Here is a 20,303-nt window from a genome sequence, read left to right as displayed (position 1 = left end):
ACAAAATCACCCTAGCCGGTTCTTCCGGGCGCCACCATGAAGCGGCCCCGGGCATGGCGCGGGGGTGTTGGTGCATCGGATACGGACATTGCCGTGGGGATAGGCGAATATATAACTATGAAGGCACGCATTCTGGTCGTGGATGACGACGAAGCTTTGGCGGAGATGATTGGCATTGTCCTGCGCAATGACGGTTTTGACCCGGTATTCTGCCCCGATGGGGCGCAGGCCCTGGAAATCTTCCGGCAGAGCAAGCCGGATCTGGTGCTGCTGGATCTGATGCTGCCCGGATTGGACGGCATCGAGGTCTGCCGCCAGATCCGCGCCGAATCGGACACGCCCATTGTCATGCTGACCGCCAAGTCCGACACGTCCGACGTCGTCCGCGGGCTTGAGTCCGGTGCCGACGATTATGTGGCCAAGCCGTTCAAGCCGGCCGAGCTGGTGGCGCGCGTCCGCGCCCGGCTGCGTCCGGGCGACACCAAGGCACCGGAGACGCTCAGCATCGCCGACGTCACCATTGACGTGGCGGGCCACGCCGTGCGCCGGGCAGGGGAGCGCATTTCCCTCACGCCGCTCGAATTCGATCTGCTGGTGGCCCTGGCCCGCAAGCCGTGGCAGGTGTTCACCCGTGAACTGCTGCTGGAGCAGGTGTGGGGCTACCGCCATGCCGCGGACACCCGCCTGGTCAATGTCCATGTCCAGCGGCTGCGCTCCAAGATTGAGCGCGACCCCGAGGCGCCGGAAGTGGTGTTGACGGTTCGTGGTGTCGGCTACAAAGCAGGGTCATAGCCCCACGCCGGCCAGCCTGGCCGCCACTGCGGTGGCCGCGGCCCGCTGGCTGCTGGGCCGTGTACGCACCCTGTCGCTGCGTGTCCTTGCGGCCCTGCGGCGGCGGTGGCGCACCTCGCTGCAGTTCCGCACGGTCCTGGTGACCCTGGTGATTTCCTTCATCGCCGTCGTCGGCGTCGGCGCGTTCCTGTCCAACCAGATCGCCAACGGCCTGTTCCAGGAGCGGCTGCAGCAGTCCAAGCAGGAGTCCGCCCGCGGCGCCACCCAGGTGCAGGAGAGCTTCAACAACGCCCAGCTCTCCGACCTCCCGAGCGTTTCGACCTATGTCCGGGACACGCTGAAGCTGCTGGAGGTTGGCGGCTCCGACGACAACCGCAAGTACGTAATGGTGAAGATCCCGGGCCAGACGAACTCGCTGGCCGTGACCTCCTCGGATTCCGGCGGCATCACCAGCGCCATCATTCCCGATGCGCTGCGCAAGGCGGTCCAGAACAACGCCACCGGCCAGCTCTGGCAGTCCATCGGGCTGCCCAGCGGACCCTCCGCCGTCCATCCGGCCATCGTCATGGGCAGCCAGGTCTCCCTGCTGGGCACCAACTATGAGCTGTATCTGATCTACGATCTGCAGTCGGCCCAGAACACGCTGAACTACATCCAGTCCGTCATGTGGCTGGTGGGGGCCATGCTGCTGGTGCTCATCGGCGGCATCGTTTGGTACGTGACGCGGACCGTCGTCGCGCCAGTGCGCCAGGCGGCGGAGGTCTCCGAACAGCTGGCCGACGGCGAGCTCCAGGAGCGGATGGCCGTGCGGGGCGAGGACGAGATGGCCCGCCTGGCCGTCTCCTTCAACCGGATGGCCACCTCGCTGCAGGACCAGATCACCGCCCTGGGCACGTTGTCCCAAATGCAGCAGCGCTTTGTTTCGGATGTGTCGCACGAACTGCGCACGCCCCTGACCACCGTCCGGATGGCAGCCGAGGTGCTCTTCGACGCGCGCGATTCCTTCGACCCCATCAACAAGCGCTCGGCCGAACTGCTGTACCACCAGGTGGAGCGTTTCCAATCGCTGCTGGCGGATTTGTTGGAGATCTCCCGCTTTGACGCCGGCGCGGCCGTGCTGGATCTGGAATCGGCGGAGATGTTCTCCATCATCCACAACGTCATCGAGGGCGCGTCCCCGGTGGCGGACGCCACGGGTTCGGAACTGAGCGTCGTCTCCGGCCTTCCGGGCGGCTGCATCGCCGACGTCGACCCGCGCCGGATCGATCGGATCCTGCGGAATCTGGTGCTGAACGCCCTCGAGCACGGCGAGGGGCGGCCCGTGAAGGTGTTTGTCTCCGCCGACCGCCACGCCGTGGCCATCGCCGTGCGCGACTACGGCATCGGCATGTCCGAGGCCGCCATTGGCCGCGTGTTTGACAGGTTCTGGCGTGCCGATCCGGCGCGCGCCCGCACCACCGGCGGCAGCGGGCTGGGGCTCTCCATTGCCATGGAGGACACCCGGCTGCACGGCGGCTGGCTCGAGGCCTGGGGCCGCGAGGGCGAGGGCTCCTGCTTCCGGCTCACCCTGCCGCGGCACCGTGGCATGGTGCTGGCCCATTCGCCCATGCATCTTCCGCCCGACGGCGGCAGTGCAACAGCCGGCGCCGTGGCGCTGCACACGGCCCCCGTCACCACGGCGACGGGCTCCATCCGGGTGGTTGGAGCCCTGGGCACCATGGAACCGGCGCCGGGATCGGAGCCGCCCCTGGTGGACCACGGCGGCAAGGGGAGCGGATCATGAGTTCCACAGTGACTGCAGTGGCAAGGAACAGCCCGGCGGCGGGAGCCGCCGGGACCCCCTGGTGGCGCGCGGCCCGGGCCCTGCGGGCGGTGGCCGTGGCCGCCGTCGTGCTGCTGGCCACGGCCGGCTGCGCCACCATCCCCACCAGCGGACCCGTGGGCAAGAGCGATCCACTGCCCGTGCGCAACAACCCCGTCAACATCGACTTCCAGCAGCAGCCCCCGGTGCCCGGCGCGGGCCCCGAGGCCATAATCGAGGGGTTCGTCGCCGCCGGTACGGGTGTCGGCGACGACTTCCAGGTGGCCCGGCAATTCCTGGCTCCTGCGCTGGCCGGCACCTGGAAGGCGGACAGGCGCACGCTCGTCTACAACGACAACTTCAAGGTGGCCAAGAGCGCGGCCGCCGGTGAGTACACGGTGGACTTTGCCGTGGCCTCGGTGGTGGACGCCTCCGGAATCCTGGCCGCCGCGGCGGCGGGCGCCGTGGAAACCGTCCGGTTCACCCTGGGCCAGGTGGATGGCCAGTGGCGCATCACCTCCGTGCCCGACGGCGTCATGCTGCAGGCGGCCAACTTTGCCACCATCTACAGCCCCTACACCCTGTACTTCTACGATCCCGGCTTCACCTTTGGCGTCCCCGATGTCCGCTGGCTGGCCGGGCGGGCGTCCACCACTGCAACGTCCATCGTGCGGGCCATGCTGGACGGGCCGGCGCCGTACCTCAAGGGCGCCGTGGCGAGCGCCTTCCCCGACGGCATCCGGCTGGCCCGAGACTCGGTGCCGGTCAACAACGGCGTGGCGCAGGTGGACCTCACAGCGGAACCGTTGCTGGCCGCCTCGGTGGCCGCCCGCCAGCAGATGCAGGCCCAGCTGCTGGTGACCCTGCAGCGGAACCTGAACACCGTCACCTCCGTCACGCTGCGGGCCGATGCCCGCGACATCGACCTCGGTCCGGGCGGCAGCGGTGCTCCCGCCCTGGTCATCAACGACCCGGTGTCCACCACGCAGGTGGCTGTGGCCAAGGACGAGCTCGTCGCCTATGACGGCGGGCGGGTGTCGCCCATCGAGGGCCTGGGCTCGCTGGCCAAGTACCAGCCCAGCTTCCCGGCGGTGTCCTACGACCAGCATGCCTATGCCTTCCTCACCGGGGACCGCGGCCAGGTCTACGCCGTTGCGCCCGGCCAGCCGGAATACGCCGGAGCGGGCGGTGTGAATCTGACCCCGCCGTCGTATTCTCCGCTGGGCTGGGTGTGGACGGCGTCCGGGGATGGCAGCGGTCGTGTGCAGGCCTTCAAGCCCGCGGCGGGCCCCGATGGGCTCCGGGTCCCCACGGTGCAGCTGCGGGTGCAATGGCTGCTGGGCCGCACTGTCACGGCGCTGCGGATTTCCCGCGACGGCAGCCGGGTCCTGGTGGTCTCGGAGCTGAACGGCGTCAGCACCGTGCAGATCTCCGGCATCCTGCGCACCGGGGAGGTCCCCAAGGAGCTCACCACGCCCATCACGCTGCCCAGCACCGTGAATCCCAACCTCGGCGCCTGGGTCAGCGAGACCTCGGTGGTGGTCGGGCGCACTGCGGCCTCCGGGCCCGCGGCTCTGGAGGTCCTTGACCTGAAATCCAGTGCCACGCTGCTGGCGCCGCTGGACGGTGTCCAATGGCTCAGTGCCGGCTCGGGGGTGCTGGAGATCCACGCCCAAACGGCCCATGAGGTGTTTGTCCGCGTGGGCAATGCGTGGGGCATGCAATCCAAGGACGTCGGCCAGGCCTCGTTCTCCGGCTGATCGGTCTCTGACGGGCCCGCCGGGTCTCTGACGGGCCGCCGGGTCCTGGACGGGCCCGCCGGGTCCTGGACGGGCTCTGACGGGTCCTGCACCGGTGGTGCAGGCCGCCGGATCGTCCACCGCGGGCACCACCCAGCCCGCGGATGCCGGGCGCCGTGCCCAGACTGGGGCATGGAGAACACGCCCCGCGCGGGCCACCGGGCCGGCGCACGCCCGCTGTGGCTGCGCGCCTGGCTGTGGCTGGAGGCCGCCGGGGCCGAGGCCGTGGAACTGGTGTTTCCGTGCGAATGCCTGGGCTGTTCGCTGCCCGGCACCGCGCTGTGCCCCGGCTGCGCCCGCGACCTCAGGGCGGCATGGGCCCATCCCTTTGCCGCCGAGCACGGCGCCCCCGCGCTGGTGCAGCACGACGGCGCTGTGCTGCTGCCGGCCGTGGCAGGAGGCCACTACCGCGGCGTCCTGGCCAGAACCATTCTTGAGTTCAAGAACCACGGCAGCACCGAGATCGCCGGCCGGCTGGCCACCGGCCTCGGGCGGGCCGTCGAAGCCGCCGTCGGTGCCGCCGTCGACGGCAGCGCGGCAGGATCTGGACGCCGCAGTGGGCATGGCGACGCCGGGATCCTGCTGGTCCCCGTGCCTACCTCGGGGGCGGGGTTCCACCGCCGCGGCTTCGACCCGGTGGCCGAGCTGCTGCGGGTGCTGCGCCGCCGCCGGGCCCTCCCCGCAGGCGCCAGGGTGGTTCCCGCCGTCGTGCTGCGGGCCAGGGCGCCGTGGCACCGGCGCAGCCAGAAGGGGCTGGGGGCGGCCGCCCGGCGGAGCAATGTGCGCCACAGCATGCGTGTGCGGCGACACGCCGACGTGGCCGGGAGGCTGGTGTGGGTCGTCGACGACGTCCTGACCACCGGATCAACGGTGGCGGAGGCCGCCCGGGCCCTGCGCGCCGCGGGTGCAGTGGTCGCCGGCGCCGTCGTCCTGGCCGCCGCGGTGCGGCCCGGAGGAGACCCCTTTGGGGTGTCCGGCGCAGACTCGGGGAAAAAATAAATGGCCAAAAGATGAATAACTGGGGTGGTTGAACTAACGTGAGTGAACGGGTACCTCATAGAGGTTAACCACCCGTCGACAGCGCGGCACCAGCGTGAAGTCTGTTGCCGGCAGTCGTGTCACCGGAGTCATTTGGAGGGCACCATGGAGTTCATGATCAGCGGTCGCAACGTGACTGTATCGGACCGATTCCGCGAGTACGCAGGCGAGAAGATGTCCAAGATCGAGCAGCTCGGAGACAAGGTCCAGCGGATCGATGCGAAGGTCTCCCGACAGCCCAACTCTCGCGCCGCGGACGCCCAGCTCACCGTTGAGCTGACGGTTTCGGGACGGGGTCCCGTGATCAGGGCCGAGGCTACGGCCCCGGACAAGTTTGCCGCCTTCGACGTCGCCTACGGCAAGCTGCTGGAGAGGCTGCGCAGGGCCAAGGACCGCCGCAAGGTCCACCACGGACGCCACACACCACAGGCAGTGAGTACCGCCACCGGCGCCCTCACGCCGGTCAGCACCTCCGCTCCGATCTACGAGCAGGAGCTTGAGGGCGGCGCATCCGCACTCGCCGAGGCGCGGTCTCCCTATGAGATCGAAAACGACATCCCGGCCGGTGACTCTCCGGTGCTGATCCGCCGGAAGGTCTTCCCCGCAGCCTCGCTGTCCCTGGACGACGCCGTGGACAACATGGAACTCGTCGGCCACGATTTCTACCTGTTCATCGATGAATCGACGGGGGAGCCCTCGGTGGTCTACCGCCGGCGCGGATGGACCTACGGCGTCATCACCCTTGACGCCGACTGCAAGGATGAGGCCTCCGTTCCGGAGCAGGTGCTGGCCTACCGTTCCCCGGACGAGCCGGCCACCGTCTAACCATAGGAACCAACCACTAGGAGCAATTGCATGGGCGCCGCGCTGAGCCTGCCACAGGCCCGCCGGATCGCTCTGGCAGCACAGGGATTGTCCAAGGTGCGGCCCACGGGACCCGTCGATGCACGGGCCGTGGGCCGCACCTTTGCCCGTCTCCAGCTGGTCCAGATCGATTCCGTCAACGTGCTGGCGCGCAGCCACTATCTGCCGTTCTTCTCCCGGCTGGGTGGCTACGACCGCAGCATTCTGGAGCGTCTGTCGGCGCGCAGCCCGCGGAAGATGATGGAGTACTGGGCACACGAGGCCAGCTTCATCCGGCCGGAGCACTTTGCCGACCTGCGGCTGTGGCAGAACCGCACCTGGGTCGGCGCCTCCGCCATGGAACCGGCGCTGAAGGAGTCGCTGGCCGCCAGCATTCTGGACGTGCTCGACGGCGGTCCGCCGCGGACTGCCCGCCAGCTCACCGACGCCGTCGGGCACCAGGAAACCGGCGCCAAGGACCAATGGGGCTGGAACTGGAACGCCGTCAAGCGTGTCCTGGAGGACCTCTTCGAGCAGGGTGTGGTGTCGGCCGCCTCCAGAAGCGAGCAATTCGAGCGCCGCTACACCCTCACCGGGCGGGTGCTGCCGCCGGCGCTGCGGGCAGGCGAGGATCCGCTGGATGCAGGCCTGCAGGCCCCGGACGGCGCGGCGGCTCGTGAGGCCGGGCGGGGGGCCGCAATGCGCCGGTTGATCGAGGCCTCGGCACGGGCCCACGGCATCGGGACGGTGCGCTGCCTGGCGGACTACTTCCGCCTGCCCGTGCGCGCCGCCGCAACCGCCGTGGCCGAATTGGTGGATCAGCAGGTGCTGCTTCCCGTGGAGGTCCGCGGCTGGGACGGCCCCCACTATCTGCACCAGGCGGCGGCCATGCCCCGCAAGGCCGCCGGACGGGCGCTGCTGAGCCCCTTTGATTCCATGGTGTTCGAGCGCCGCCGCCTGGAGCGGTTGTTCGGCTTCCACTACCGGATCGAGATCTACACGCCGGAACCCAAGCGCCGCTTTGGCTACTATGTGCTGCCCTTCCTGCTGGGCGAGGACATGGTGGCCCGCGTGGACCTCAAGGCGGACCGTGCCGCCAAGGTGCTGCGGGTCAGGGGCGCCTACGCCGAGCCCGGCGCACCGGCGTCGACCGCTGCGGAATTGGCCGCCGAACTGGCCGAGATGGCGCTGTGGCTGGACCTCGACGCCGTCGTCGTCGATGACCGGGGCGACCTTGCGGCAGCCCTGCAGCGTGAGTCCGCCGCCATGGGTGCGGGCCGTTGATAGGAAGGAAATCCGGCGGCTGTTCCACACGGCTGTTCCATACATTGGGGTCCCAGTTATCTCACGTAGACTAAGCACGCCAGTTGAGGCAACCACAGATTGGGAGCTAGATCCGTGCCATCACTTCTTGAACGAGTCCTCCGTACCGGTGACCGCAAGACCTTGAAGCGTCTGAACGTCTACGCCGATGCCATCGATTCGCTGGAGGAGAGCTTCAAAACCTTCACGGATGCCGATCTGAAGGCCGAAACCGACAGGCTCAAGGCCCGCCATGCCGACGGCGAAACCCTGGAAGAGCTGCTGCCGGAGGCTTTTGCCACCGTCCGCGAAGCATCTGCACGAACCCTGGGCATGCGCCACTTCCGCGTCCAGCTCATGGGCGGCGCCGCCCTGCACCTGGGCAACATCGCCGAAATGAAAACCGGTGAAGGCAAGACGCTTGTCGCCACCGCGCCGGCCTACCTGAACGCGCTCACCGGCGGCGGCGTGCACGTTGTCACGGTGAACGACTACCTTGCCGAGTACCAGTCGGATCTGATGGGGCGCGTCTACCGCTTCCTGGGTCTGACCAGCGGCTGCATCCTCTCCAACCAGGATCCCACCGTGCGCCGCGAGCAGTACGCCGCGGACATCACCTACGGCACCAACAACGAATTCGGCTTCGACTACCTGCGGGACAACATGGCCTGGAGCCGGGACGAGCTCGTCCAGCGCGGCCACAACTTCGCCATCGTCGATGAGGTGGACTCCATCCTCATCGATGAGGCCCGCACGCCGCTGATCATCTCCGGCCCGGCCTCCGGCGACGCCAACCGCTGGTACGGCGAATTCGCCAAGGTGGTCCTGCGGCTTGACCCCGAGACCGACTACGAGGTGGACGAGAAGAAACGCACCGTCGGTGTGCTGGAGCCTGGCATCGAAAAGGTCGAGGACTACCTCGGCATCACCAATCTGTACGAGTCCGCCAACACCCCGCTGATCGGCTTCCTGAACAATGCCATCAAGGCCAAGGAACTCTTCAAGCGCGACAAGGACTACGTCATCCTCGACGGCGAGGTCCTCATTGTTGACGAGCACACCGGCCGCATCCTGGCCGGCCGCCGCTACAACGAGGGCATGCACCAGGCCATCGAAGCCAAGGAAGGGGTGGAAATCAAGGCGGAGAACCAGACGCTGGCCACCGTGACCTTGCAGAACTACTTCCGCCTCTACGGCAAGCTCGCCGGCATGACCGGCACGGCCGAGACCGAGGCCGCCGAGTTCATGGGCACCTACTCCCTGGGCGTGGTGCCGATCCCCACGAACAAGCCGATGCAGCGCGTGGACCAGTCGGACCTGGTCTACAAGAACGAAATCGTGAAGTTCGCCGCCGTGGTGGAGGACATCGCCGCCCGCCACGAAACCGGGCAGCCGGTGCTGGTGGGAACCACCAGCGTGGAGAAGAGCGAATACCTCTCCAAGCAGCTGGCAAAGAAGGGCATCAAGCACGAGGTTCTGAACGCCAAGAACCACGCCCGCGAGGCCGCCATTGTGGCCCAGGCCGGGCGCAGGGGCGCCGTCACGGTGGCCACCAACATGGCCGGCCGAGGCACCGACATCATGCTCGGCGGCAACGCCGAGTTCAACGCCGTCACCGCCCTGGCCGCCCGCGGCCTGGATCCGGAGGAGACCCCGGAGGAGTACGAGGCCGCCTGGGCCGAGGCCTTCAGCGACGCCAAGGAGGCCGTCAAGGCCGAGCACGACGCCGTGCTGGACGCCGGCGGCCTCTACGTGCTGGGCACCGAGCGCCACGAATCCCGCCGCATCGACAACCAGCTGCGTGGACGCTCCGGCCGCCAGGGGGACCCGGGCGAGTCCCGTTTCTACCTCTCGCTCACGGACGATCTCATGCGCCTGTTCAACTCCGGTGCCGCAGAACGCCTGATGTCCCGCTCGGTCATGCCCGACGACGTCGCTCTGGAATCCAAGCTTGTTTCCAAGGCCATCGCCTCCGCGCAGGGCCAGGTGGAGGGCCGCAACGCCGAGCAGCGCAAGAACGTCCTCAAGTACGACGATGTCCTCAACCGCCAGCGCGAGGCCATCTACGGCGACCGCCGCCACATCCTCGAGGGTGACGATCTGCACGAAAAGGTGCAGTACTTCCTCGAGGACACCATCAACGAGACCATCGAGGCCGCCACGGCCGAGGGCCACTCCGAGGACTGGGACTACGCGGTGCTGTGGAGCAATCTGCGCACGCTCTTCCCGGTCTCGGTGACCATCGAGGAAATCGCCGCCGAGGTGGGCGGCATCGACCGCGTCACCCCGGAAATCCTCAAGACCGAGCTGCTGTCCGACGCGCGGCTGGCCTACCAGGCCCGCGAGGAGTCGCTGGGATCTGACACCATGCGCGAGCTCGAACGCCGCGTTGTCCTCTCGGTGATTGGCCGCAAGTGGCAGGAACACCTCTACGAGATGGACTACCTCAAGGAGGGCATCGGGCTGCGGGCCATGGCCCAGCGCGACCCCCTGGTGGAGTACCAGCGCGAGGGCTTTGAGCTGTTCCAGGCCATGATGGGTGGCATCCGCGAGGAGAGCGTCGGCTTCCTGTTCAACCTCGAGGTCCAGGTGGAGCAGCCCGCTGCGGCAGCCGTCGGCCTCGTGGCCGAGCAGCCCGAGGCCCTGCTGGCCCGGGTGGCCGGCTCCGGCGCGGACGCCGAGCCCGCCCCCGCCGTCCACTTCACGGCCCCCGGTTTGGAGGCTCCGGAAAAGCCGGCCCAGCTGCAGTTCACGGCTCCGGATGCCTCCGGCGCCGCCGAGACGCATGTGGAACGACGCAGCTCGGCCGATGGCCTGCCGCCGTCGGCCCGCCGCACCACCTCCAACAAGAACAAGAAGAAGCGCCGGTAGCACCCGGCCCCGGACGCCCGGACGTGCCTGCGGCCCCACCAGCAATGGTGGGGCCGCAGGTGTTTAAGGCTGGGCTCAGCCGATCTCCAAAGCCGTCACCTTCCAGGCGCCCTTGAACTGTTCCAGCCGCATGGCCACGGCCCGGGCCCGGTGGTGCTCGGCGATGACCAGCGAGGATTCATAGACGCCCGGTGCCACCGGGCAGCAGTGCACGCTGCGGACCAGAGGATTGTGGTGCAGGACTGTGACGTTGTTGTGGGCGGCAGCGGCGTCGGCGGCGCGCTGCGCTGCCTGGACCAGGGTGGCCCGCACCAGCAGGGCATCAAAGGAGCGCGCATCGAGCCACCGGGCCAGCTGCTGGATCGGGCGGGTGCCGGCCAAGACCTCCACCGAGGCCTGGCCGATCTTTTTGGCCATCTCCCTCACCAGCACCGCCTCGGCCCGTGCCGGATCGAGGACGACGGCGGCCACTGAGGAGTACTGTGCGCCGGGGGCCGCTGTGGCGGGGCGGAGCCGCTGGGGCAGCGGGAGGACGGGAGCGAGCCCGCCGCCGTCGGCCACTGGCGCGGGACGGGTCCGGATGGGGGTGGCCGCGGCCGCGGGGGCTGTGGAAGCATTCATCTTCTTCTCCTTCGGTGGGGCGGATCGGTGCGGGTTCGGATGAGGTTTGCGGGGTCTGCGCTGTGCAGCTGGTTGGCTCGCTGGAGCCCCGGTGTCCGGCGCGGCCCGCTCAGCGCGGCGCGGCCAGCACCTGGCCGGGAAGAATGTGGTTGGGATCCTCGCCGATGACGTCCCGGTTGGCCTGGTGCCACTGTGGCCAGGCCCGGGCGATCTCGGCATCGCTGGCGAGGGGGCCAAGATGCCGGGCGGCGATGGTCCACAGCGAATCCCCTGCTGTCACCACCACCGTGGCGCCGGATCCTGGGCGGGCACCGGTGCTGCCATCGGAGCCGTCCGCCGGGCCGGCCGTGGAGCCGTTGCCGGGTTCCGTCTGGAGGTTGGACCGGCTGGGCTCCGATGCCAGCTGCCCCGGCGAGGCCACGGGCGCCCGCGGCCGCCACAGCGGGTCGACCGGTTCGACGGTCTGGGACGGCAGGTGCCCGGACCCCGGCCCCACCCACGGCGCCGACAAGGGAGCCGTCAGCGGTGCCGCGCCGGGAGCGGCCTGGGCCAGCGGTGCGCCCAGCAGGGATGCCCCCAGGACGGCGGCCGCCAAACGCCGCATGAAGGCGGGGCTGCAGCGGCCAACCGTTGTGGCGAGACGGCGGTGCCCGAGCCTGGCCAATAGTGCCGACGCCAGCGCTGCCAGCGCGCCGGCCACCCACCACAGCAGTGCGGCGGCCCCGGCCACAGCGGCGATCAGGCCGAGGGCGTCGTCCAGACCGAGGGACGAGGCCCCGGCCCCGCGGGCCAACCAGCGTGCCAGCAAGGTGAAGCCGGCCCACGATAGGGCGCCGGCGAGGATGAGCAGCGTTGCGGCCATTGCGGCATCGGCGGAGGTCTGTCGTTCCATCTCGGCTCCTTGGACTGTCAACGGTGCCGGGCGCTCGATGGCTCTGGAGCTTTTGGCATCGTTTAGCATCGTTTGATGGTAATTGATGATTTCTGAATCAGTTTGACCCCGCTTGAAGGCATTGTCCAGAGGCGGCGGGGTGCTGTGGAGGATGGGTTCTGGCCGCTGGCAGCGGAGAGGCTGCTCCGGCGGGGACCGTGGGGTGCCGCCAGGTTCCTTGACCGGCGCGTTGGTGACACCTACTGTGTGCCCATGCGATGGGACGCACTGTTTGGGGACATGGACAGCCAGCTGGCCGCAGCGGCCGCTCTGGATCTGGAAGCCGAAGTGGGCGAGCTGGTGCGCGCCGAATTTGCGCTGCTGGGCATGGCGGACCTGCTGCGCGGCGCAGTGGGGGCAGACATCGGCCTCACCCTGCGTGGCGGCAGCCACTGGCGCGGCACCGTCTCCGGCGCGGCGGACGACTGGGTGCTGTTGTCCTGCAACCTCAGGTCCGTGCTGGTTCCCCTTGCCGCCGTCGTGGCGGTTGATGGCGAGCTCCACCGCGCGGCAAAGCGGCCCGGCACCGTCCGCCACAGTCTTGCGTCAGTGCTGCGGGAGTTGGCCCGCAACCGTGTCGTGGCCACCGTGGCGCTGGACACGGTGGCGGACGATGGGCCGGGGCGGATCCGGCGCGGCGTGGTGGACTCGGTGGGGGCCGACTACCTGGTCCTGGCCCAAACGCTGGACGGGCCCGGGCGGCGGCACGGCAATTTCGCCGGGCACACCACCATCGCGCTTCGGGCGGTGGTGAGCCTCAGCTCGGAGTTCTGGAGTTCCGAATAGGAGCCGCCGGCGGGCGCCGGCACGTTCCTAGCGCTCGGTGCTGTGTCCCGCCGGGGTGGCCGCATCCTGGGGTGCGTCCTCCGCGCCGGGGCCGGCCTGCCCGCCCTCAAGGAGCCGGGCCGTGGCGGCGTAGCGGCGGTTGATGTATTCCTCGAACTTGGATTCCTCCACGCGCCACTGCCCGCGGCCGCCGATTTGGATGGCCTCCAACTCCCGGCTGCGGACCAGGGCATAGCTGGCCGCAGCGGAAATCTGCAGCTGTTCGGCAACATCGGCAAGGGTCAGGAAACGTGGCATGGTGCCATTCTCCCACCTTTGCCCACGTTTGACCCCGTTATGCACAATCCAACCGTCGAGCCATGCCGGGGCATGGCCGGATTGTCCACAATTTGGGTTCAATTCCCCGGCTCCTCTTTTCAAACCGCCGTGCCGTGTCTGAGACTGGGGTTCGCGGACGCACAAGGAGGCGGCCGCACTGAGCTGACTCCGGGGGAGGACCCATGAGCCTTGGTGCAGAGACGGCCGCCGCGCGGTTGAAGAAGCCATCATGGAAGGATCCCCGGCTGCTGGTGGGGATCCTTTTGGTGGCCGCTTCCGTTGCCTCGGTGGTGGCCCTGGTCGGCGGATCGGACAAGACCACCGAGGTCTATGCCGCACGCGACGGATTGAACGTGGGCCAACCGTTGACCGAAGCCGCGCTGGTGAAGGTCAAGGTCCGGCTGGGGGATCTGGAGGGATCATACTTCAGCGCGGACGAGGAACTGCCGGACCACCAGGTGGCCGTGCGGCTGGTGCCGGCCGGTGAACTCGTGTCCCGCTCGAGCGTGGGCCGCGTCGATGCCCTGGACCGCAAACCCGCAGCACTGTCCATCGATGAGGCACTGCCCAAGGAAGTGGTGGTTGGCTCCCGGGTGGACGTCTGGGTGGCCTTGCCCGATGCCAAGAATGGCTACGCGGAACCGCAGTTGATGCTCCCCGGTGTCGAGGTTGCCCAGCTGGCCCCCGGCTCCACGGCCCTCGGGGCGACCAAATCCACCCAATTGCATGTGCTCGTCTCACAGGCCCAGATGCCCAAGCTCATCGGCGCCCTGGCCAACAAGGCGAAGGTGGCAGTGGTCTGGAACCCGGCGGGTGCGCCGTGAGCAGCGTCGCGGTGGTCACGGTGGGCGATGGGCCCTCCGGCCTGGTCGAAGGATTGGAACGGCTGCATGGCCCGGTGACGGTGGTGCGGCGCTGCGCGGCCCTCTCCGAACTGCTGGCAGCCTGCCAGAGCGGTTTGGCCAGGGCCGCTGTCATCGCCGCCGATACCCAGGAGCTCACAGCCACCCTTGTCGACCGGCTCGCCGCCGTCGGTGTGGCAGTGGTGGCTCTTGCCCAGGAGCCTGGGGAGGTCGCGCGCCTGAGTGGCCTTGGCGTGGTGGTCGCCAGTCCGGCGGCTCCCGCGGAGGTTCTGGCTGCACGGATCTGTGCCGCGGCTGCGGCCGGGGTCCATGCCAGTCCCGGCGGCTATGCCCACGGTCCGGCGCCTTTGCCGGCGCAGGCCCCGGTGGGCGCCGTCGGCCATCCGGGCCCGGCCGACGGCGGGCGGGCGGCCGCGCTGGCGTTGGCCCAGGACCCCGCCGAGGACGGCCATCGGGCCGCGGCGGAGGGCTCCGGGCCCACGGTGGTGGCCGTCTGGGGCCCGACGGGAGCGCCGGGGCGCACCACAGTGGCCATGAACATGGCGGCGGAGCTTGCCGCATCGGGGCGGAGCGTGGTGCTTGTCGACGCCGACAGCTACGGCGCCAGCGTGGCGGCCAGTTTGGGATTGCTGGATGAATCCGCCTCGCTGGCGCATGCCTGCCGGCTGGCCGATGCCGGCTCGCTCACCGCGGCAACGCTGGAAAAGGTGGCCCAGCGGGTGGTCTTCGCCGGCGGCAGCCTCCGGCTGCTCAGCGGCCTGACGCGGGCGGACCGCTGGCCCGAACTCCGGCCGGCCGCCGTCGAGCGCGTCCTTGCCGTCTGCCGGGAGATTGCCCAGGTGACGGTGGTGGACTGCGGGTTCTCGCTGGAGAACGATGAGGAGCTCAGCTACGACACCCTGGTGCCGCGCCGCAACGGCGCCACACTGGCAGTGCTGGCTGCCGCGGACACCATCTTTGCCGTAGGCGCGGCCGATGCCGTGGGGATTCCGCGCCTGATCCGCGCGGTGGGCGATCTGGCGGCCGCCGGCACCACTGCCCAGACGGTGGTGCTGCTGAACAAGGTGCGGCGCTCGGCCTTCGGCGGCCAGGGGGAGCGGTCGCTGGTGGCGGCATGGGAGCGGTTTGGGCCGGAGCAGACCATTGGACATTTTCTGCCCTGGGATGGGGATGTTCTGGACAAGGCACTGCTTTCCGGGAGGCTGCTCATTGAAGCGGCACCCGATTCGGCACTGCGCAAATCGATTGCCGGCGTCGTTTGTGCACCCGTCCAGCGTTCGCGCCGAACCGCTGTGTCAAAGACCACAGCAAAGGCCAAGAATAAGGGCTAGGCTCGTTGATGGGACCGCAATGAGGCGGTCTTTTTTCATTTATGACGGAGGCGTTTGTACATGTCGTCAGGTTCCAACACTGTTGACTCCCCCCTGGCTCCCACAGCTATGGAGCAATTCATAGCCGACTACTACGAGCATCTGGCCGCCGAGGATGCCGCGGTCTACAGCCCGGAGGTCCTGGACGGCCGGGCCGCTGCCCACCTTGAACTGGCCGGCGACCGCGCGGCAGGTCTTGCCAAGGTCGAGATCCTCAATGAAGAGGACTGCTCCGTGGTGTACATTGCCACCGACGACATGCCCTTTCTGGTTGACTCCGTCAACGCCGAACTGGTCCGCCAGAATGCGGCCATCCACCTGGTCATCCACCCCATGTTCGTGGTGACCCGCAACCGTGAAACCCACCAGCTGGTCAAGGTCTCCCGAGTCCCCGCCCACGTTGGCATCGCCAGCGGCGACACGGCCGCCATGCCCTCGATCTCCCATCTGGTCGCCACGGGGGACAACGCCACCTACCTGGAGTCCTGGATCGCCGTCGAGATCGACCGCGTCGGCGACGATGCCGGTGCGGCGCTGGTCGAGGGGCTCTGCAAGATCCTCGGCGATGTCCGTGCCGCCGTCGAAGACTGGCCTGCCATGCGGGAGAAGGCGCTGAGCCGCGCCGAACTGCTGGGCAATGTACTCTCCGGCGAAACCATCACCAACCTGCGCGAGGCCGAAGACCTGCTGCACTGGATGGACGCCGGCAACTTCACCTTCCTGGGCTACCGCGAATACGATCTGGTCCGCGAAAACGGCGAGGACGTGCTGGTCAACCGCGAGGGCAGCGGGCTTGGCCTGCTGCGCGACGGCGCCAACCACGCCCAGATCCAGCACCTGACGACGCCCGGGCGGCTCAAGGCGCGCGAGAAGAGCGCCCTGGTCATCACCAAGGCCAACTCCCGCTCCACCGTCCACCGCGCCGCCTACCTGGACTATGTGGGCATCAAGTCCTTCGACGCCGCCGGCAATGTCAACGGTGAGCAGCGCTTCATTGGTCTGTTCGCCTCGGCCGTCTACACCGGCTCCGTCCGCAACATCCCCGTCGTGCGCGAAAAGATCGACGCCGTGCTGCGCCACTTCGGGTTCCCGCCGGACTCGCACTCCGGCAAGGACCTCTTTGCCGTGCTGGAGACCTACCCGCGCGACGAGCTGTTCCAGATCGACGTGCAGGATTTGATCGACACCGCAGACGGCATTCTGCGCCTGCAGGAGCGCCGCCGCACGCGCCTGTTCCTGCGCCCGGATGTGTATGGCCGGTTCATGTCCGCCCTCGTCTTCATCCCCCGAGACCGCTACACCACCGCCGTCCGCCACCGCATCGAGGAGGAGCTGACCCGCACCTTCGCGGCCGTGTCGATCGACTTCGAAGCCAGGATGAGCGAATCCGCGCTGGCCCGCCTCTTCTTCCGCATCCGGCTGCCCAAGGGCTCCGATGCGACAGCGGTGAGTGCAGCCGAGCTGGAGGAGCGCCTGGTCATGGCCGCACGCTCCTGGCCCGAGGGCATCGCCCAGGTCCTGCGCGCGGACCACAGCATGGAGCAGGCGGACAAGCTGGCGGCCAAGTGGGCCGAGGCATTCCCGCCCAGCTACCGGGTGATCTTCGAGGTCGAGGAGGCGCTGGAGGACATCCACCGCTTTGAGGACTTCGACGCCGCGTACAAGGCCGCCGTCGCTGTGGACGCCACCGCCGGCATCACCCGCTGCGCTCCGGGCATGCACGTCTACATCCCCGCCGCCGACGGCTCCGAAAGCGCCCCCACGGGCGAAGGCCAGGATGCGCGGGTAAAGCTCTACATGGCGCACCCGAAGAGCCTGAGCCAGATCCTGCCCTTCTTCCACAACTTGGGCATCGAGGTGCTGGACGAGCGCCCCTTCGAGATTGAAACCGCCGACAAGCGCGACTTCTTCCTCTATGACTTGGGTCTGAAGTACCCGGCCGGCGTGGACCCGATCGCCACGGCACCGCTGCTGACGGCCGCCTTTGGCGCAGCCATCACCGGCGCCAGCGAGTCGGATGCCTTTGACCGCCTGGTGCTGCGGGAGGGGATGCAGTGGCGCCAGATCGTCATCCTGCGCTCCTACGCCAAGTACCTGCGCCAGATGGGGAACACCAACTCCTACGGCTTCGTCTCGGACACCCTGCTGGCAAACGCCGACGTCACCCGCGCCCTCGTGGAGCTCTTCGAAGCCCGCTTCGACCCGGCGCTTGATGGGGAGACCCGCGCTGTGCGGACGGCCGATGTCCGGGCCCGCCTGGCGGCCGGACTCGAGCAGGTCCCCACCCTCGATGCGGACCGCGTGCTGCGCACCCTCGTCAACCTGGTCGAGGCGTCGCTGCGCACCAACTTCTTCCAGTTCAAGGACTACCTGTCCGTCAAGCTGAGTCCGGCGGACATCGAGGGGCTGCCCTTCCCGCGCCCGATGTTCGAGATCTGGGTCTACTCGCCGCGCGTCGAGGGCGTGCACCTGCGCTTCGGCAAGGTGGCCCGCGGCGGTCTGCGCTGGTCCGACCGCCGAGAGGACTTCCGCACTGAAATTCTGGGCCTGGTCAAGGCGCAGACGGTGAAGAACGCCGTCATCGTCCCGACCGGCGCCAAGGGTGGCTTCTTCGCCAAGAAGCTGCCGAACCCGGCCGTGGACCGCGCGGCCTGGATGGCCGAGGGCATCGAGAGCTACAAGACCTTCATCCGCGGCCTGCTGGACATCACGGACAACCTGGTCACCTCGGCCGAGGGCGAGCTGCTGGTGCCGCCGGCCGCCGTCGTCCGCCACGACGACGACGATTCCTACCTGGTGGTGGCCGCCGACAAGGGCACCGCGTCCTTCTCGGACATCGCCAACTCCATCTCCGCCGAATACGGCTTCTGGCTCGGCGACGCCTTTGCCTCCGGCGGCTCGGTGGGCTACGACCACAAGGCCATGGGCATCACCGCCCGCGGCGCCTGGGAGTCGGTCAAGCGCCACTTCAGCGAGTTCGACGTCGACACCCAGACCGAGGAATTCACCGCTGTCGGCGTGGGAGACATGTCCGGCGATGTCTTCGGCAACGGCATGCTGCTTTCCGAGCACGTGCGCCTGGTGGCGGCCTTCGACCACCGCGACATCTTCCTGGACCCCAACCCGGATGCGGCAGTCTCCTTCGCCGAGCGCCACCGGCTCTTTGAGCTGCCGCGTTCGTCCTGGCAGGACTACGACGCCTCGCTGATCAGTGCAGGCGGCGGCGTCTTCCCGCGCTCCGTGAAGTCCATCCCGATCACCGAACCCGTCCGCGCGGCCCTGGGGCTCCCCGAGGGCACCGTGAAGCTGAGCCCGCCGGAACTGCTGCGGGCCATCCTGCTGGCCCCGGCCGATCTGCTCTACAACGGCGGCATCGGCACCTACATCAAGGCCAGCACCGAAACGAACGCCGAGGTGGGCGACAAGGCCAACGATGGCATCCGCGTGGACGGCCGCGATCTGCGTGTCAAGGTGGTGGGCGAGGGCGGAAACCTGGGCATGACCCAGCGCGGCCGCATCGAGGCAGCCCTGCATGGCGTCATCCTCAACACCGACGCCATCGACAACTCCGCCGGCGTGGACTGTTCCGACCACGAGGTCAACATCAAGATCTTCGTGGACCGCATGGTGGCCGCCGGCAAGCTTGACCCGGCCGAACGGGCACAGTTCCTCGGCGACATGACCGAGGAAGTGGGCGCCCTGGTGCTGGCGGACAATGTGGAGCAGAACATCCTGCTGCTCAACGACCGCCAGCGCGTGGTGGAGTGGAGCCCCAGCTACGAGCGGTTCATGGACTGGCTGGAGGTCCGAGCCGATCTCAAGCGCGATCTGGAGGCATTGCCCACCACCGACACGCTGCATGCGCGCCTGCTCAGCGGCCAGGGCCTCACCTCCCCGGAACTGTCGGTGCTGGCGGCCTACGCCAAGATCGAACTGGCCAATGCCCTGCGCGATTCGGACCTGGCCGACGATCCGTGGTTTGCGGACACCCTGCGCAAGTACTTCCCGGCCCAGCTGGCCCAGCGCTTCGACGCCGAACTGGACACCCACCCGCTGCGCCGGGAGATCATCGCCACGGTGGTCGCCAATGACATGATCAACCTCGGCGGCATCACGTTCGCCTTCCGTGCCATGGAGGAGTCCTCGGCCACCGAGGCCGTCATCGCCCGGGCATTCGTGGCCCTGCGGGAGATCTTCGACCTGGACTCCATGTCCGAGGCCCTGTCGGCCCTGCCGCCGTCGTTCCCGACCGAGCACTGGTGCACCATCGCCCTGGACATGCGCCGGCTGCTGGACCGCGCGGTCCGCTGGCTGGTGACCCAGGGTACGGGGCAGCGCAGCATTGCCGAGGTCGTCGCCCAGTTCAAGCCCGTGGTCGCCAGCATGGGCGAGCACGTGGGTGGGCTCCTGCAGGGCGAGGACCTGGTGCGCGTCCAGGCGCTGCGGGCCAAGGCGGAGCAGTGGGAGGTTCCCGAGGAGCTGGGCGGCCGCTGGGCCGAACTCTTCGAGACCTTCGCCCTGCTGGATGTTGCCAAGACCGCGTCCCTCATCAACGAACCCGTCGGTGAAGTGGCAAGCGTCTACTACGCCCTGTACGCCCGCTACGGCGTCGACAACCTGCTCGAGCGCATCACGGCCCTGCCGCGCAACGACCGCTGGCAGTCGCTGGCCCGCGCGGCCCTGCGCGACGACCTCTATGCCACGGTTGCCGACATGACGGCCAGCGTGCTGGCGAACACCGAGGCCGGCGGCAGTGCCGCGGAGCGGATCGAGGCCTGGGAGTCGCAGAACGCCGAGCAGCTCGAACGGGCCCGGACGATGTTCGAAGAGGTCAACAACCTCGAAGAGGACGACATGGCGTCGTTGTCGGTAGCATTGAGGCTTCTGCGGTCCATCGTGCGCCGCTAAGCAGTGCAGATGCCCGCCCCGCTGAGGCGGGGCGGGCATCTGCCGGCCCAACAGGAGATA

At 68.6% G+C, this 20,303-nt stretch carries 14 protein-coding genes; 11 read left to right on the top strand and 3 right to left on the bottom strand.

Translation table 11 applies throughout. The features are described 5' to 3' along the window. Positions 1-117: 117 nt before the first annotated feature. The 7 genes from mtrA (at position 118) to secA (ending at position 10,446) form a co-directional block, all read left to right on the top strand. Complete coding sequence (gene mtrA, locus K254_RS0111640; RefSeq protein WP_026555509.1) at positions 118-792, top strand: MtrAB system response regulator MtrA; 675 nt, start codon at positions 118-120, stop codon at positions 790-792. Then, positions 764-2,575, top strand: coding sequence for an MtrAB system histidine kinase MtrB (mtrB, locus tag K254_RS22990; RefSeq protein WP_442853048.1), 1,812 nt, complete (start codon positions 764-766; stop codon positions 2,573-2,575). Before mtrA ends, mtrB begins: the two co-directional genes overlap by 29 nt. Continuing rightward, positions 2,572-4,353, top strand: coding sequence for an LpqB family beta-propeller domain-containing protein (locus tag K254_RS0111630; RefSeq protein WP_051389084.1), 1,782 nt, complete (start codon positions 2,572-2,574; stop codon positions 4,351-4,353). Before mtrB ends, K254_RS0111630 begins: the two co-directional genes overlap by 4 nt. 171 nt (positions 4,354-4,524) lie before the next feature. Continuing rightward, positions 4,525-5,391 carry a ComF family protein gene (locus tag K254_RS22985; protein WP_051389083.1) on the top strand — a complete coding sequence of 289 codons (867 nt, stop codon included), beginning with the start codon at positions 4,525-4,527 and terminating at the stop codon, positions 5,389-5,391. Positions 5,392-5,535: 144 nt separating this feature from the next. Then, positions 5,536-6,255 carry a ribosome hibernation-promoting factor, HPF/YfiA family gene (hpf, locus tag K254_RS0111620; RefSeq protein WP_026555507.1) on the top strand — a complete coding sequence of 240 codons (720 nt, stop codon included), beginning with the start codon at positions 5,536-5,538 and terminating at the stop codon, positions 6,253-6,255. A 30-nt stretch (positions 6,256-6,285) separates the two neighbouring features. Then, positions 6,286-7,557, top strand: coding sequence for a winged helix-turn-helix domain-containing protein (locus tag K254_RS0111615; RefSeq protein ID WP_026555506.1), 1,272 nt, complete (start codon positions 6,286-6,288; stop codon positions 7,555-7,557). Positions 7,558-7,671: 114 nt separating this feature from the next. Further along, positions 7,672-10,446: a preprotein translocase subunit SecA gene (gene secA / locus K254_RS0111610; RefSeq protein WP_026555505.1), complete on the top strand. Its 2,775-nt coding sequence runs from the start codon at positions 7,672-7,674 to the stop codon at positions 10,444-10,446. Positions 10,447-10,521: 75 nt separating this feature from the next. Here the strand turns inward: secA and K254_RS26175 are convergent, their stop codons facing one another. Both K254_RS26175 and K254_RS22975 read right to left on the bottom strand, forming a co-directional pair. Continuing rightward, positions 10,522-11,067 carry an Rv3235 family protein gene (locus K254_RS26175; protein WP_026555504.1) on the bottom strand — a complete coding sequence of 182 codons (546 nt, stop codon included), beginning with the start codon at positions 11,065-11,067 and terminating at the stop codon, positions 10,522-10,524. A gap of 109 nt (positions 11,068-11,176) precedes the next feature. Beyond that, a complete protein-coding gene (locus tag K254_RS22975) occupies positions 11,177-11,959 on the bottom strand; it encodes a LysM peptidoglycan-binding domain-containing protein (protein WP_051389082.1) in 783 nt (260 codons plus the stop codon). A gap of 252 nt (positions 11,960-12,211) precedes the next feature. Between K254_RS22975 and K254_RS22970 the strand changes: the two genes are divergently transcribed. Next, on the top strand, positions 12,212-12,784 hold the full coding sequence (locus K254_RS22970; protein ID WP_155848518.1) for a hypothetical protein: 573 nt from the start codon (positions 12,212-12,214) through the stop codon (positions 12,782-12,784). Positions 12,785-12,811: 27 nt separating this feature from the next. Here the strand turns inward: K254_RS22970 and K254_RS22965 are convergent, their stop codons facing one another. After that, positions 12,812-13,081: a helix-turn-helix domain-containing protein gene (locus tag K254_RS22965; protein WP_051389080.1), complete on the bottom strand. Its 270-nt coding sequence runs from the start codon at positions 13,079-13,081 to the stop codon at positions 12,812-12,814. Positions 13,082-13,284: 203 nt separating this feature from the next. On the opposite strand from K254_RS22965, the gene K254_RS0111585 reads away from it, so the two are divergent. The 3 genes from K254_RS0111585 to K254_RS0111575 are packed head-to-tail and all read left to right on the top strand — an operon-like array spanning position 13,285 to position 20,243. Next, on the top strand, positions 13,285-13,926 hold the full coding sequence (locus K254_RS0111585; protein WP_026555503.1) for a hypothetical protein: 642 nt from the start codon (positions 13,285-13,287) through the stop codon (positions 13,924-13,926). Continuing rightward, on the top strand, positions 13,923-15,296 hold the full coding sequence (locus K254_RS0111580) for an AAA family ATPase (RefSeq protein WP_155848517.1): 1,374 nt from the start codon (positions 13,923-13,925) through the stop codon (positions 15,294-15,296). The genes K254_RS0111585 and K254_RS0111580 overlap by 4 nt, the downstream gene beginning before the upstream one ends. 60 nt (positions 15,297-15,356) lie before the next feature. Then, positions 15,357-20,243 carry an NAD-glutamate dehydrogenase gene (locus K254_RS0111575; protein WP_026555501.1) on the top strand — a complete coding sequence of 1,629 codons (4,887 nt, stop codon included), beginning with the start codon at positions 15,357-15,359 and terminating at the stop codon, positions 20,241-20,243. The last annotated feature ends 60 nt before the right edge of the window (positions 20,244-20,303 follow it).

The sequence above is a fragment of the Arthrobacter sp. 35W genome, assembly GCF_000482545.1.
Lineage (GTDB): Bacteria > Actinomycetota > Actinomycetes > Actinomycetales > Micrococcaceae > Specibacter.
Note: the sequence above shows the minus strand (reverse complement) of the source record. Positions and strands in the feature narration are given on the sequence as shown.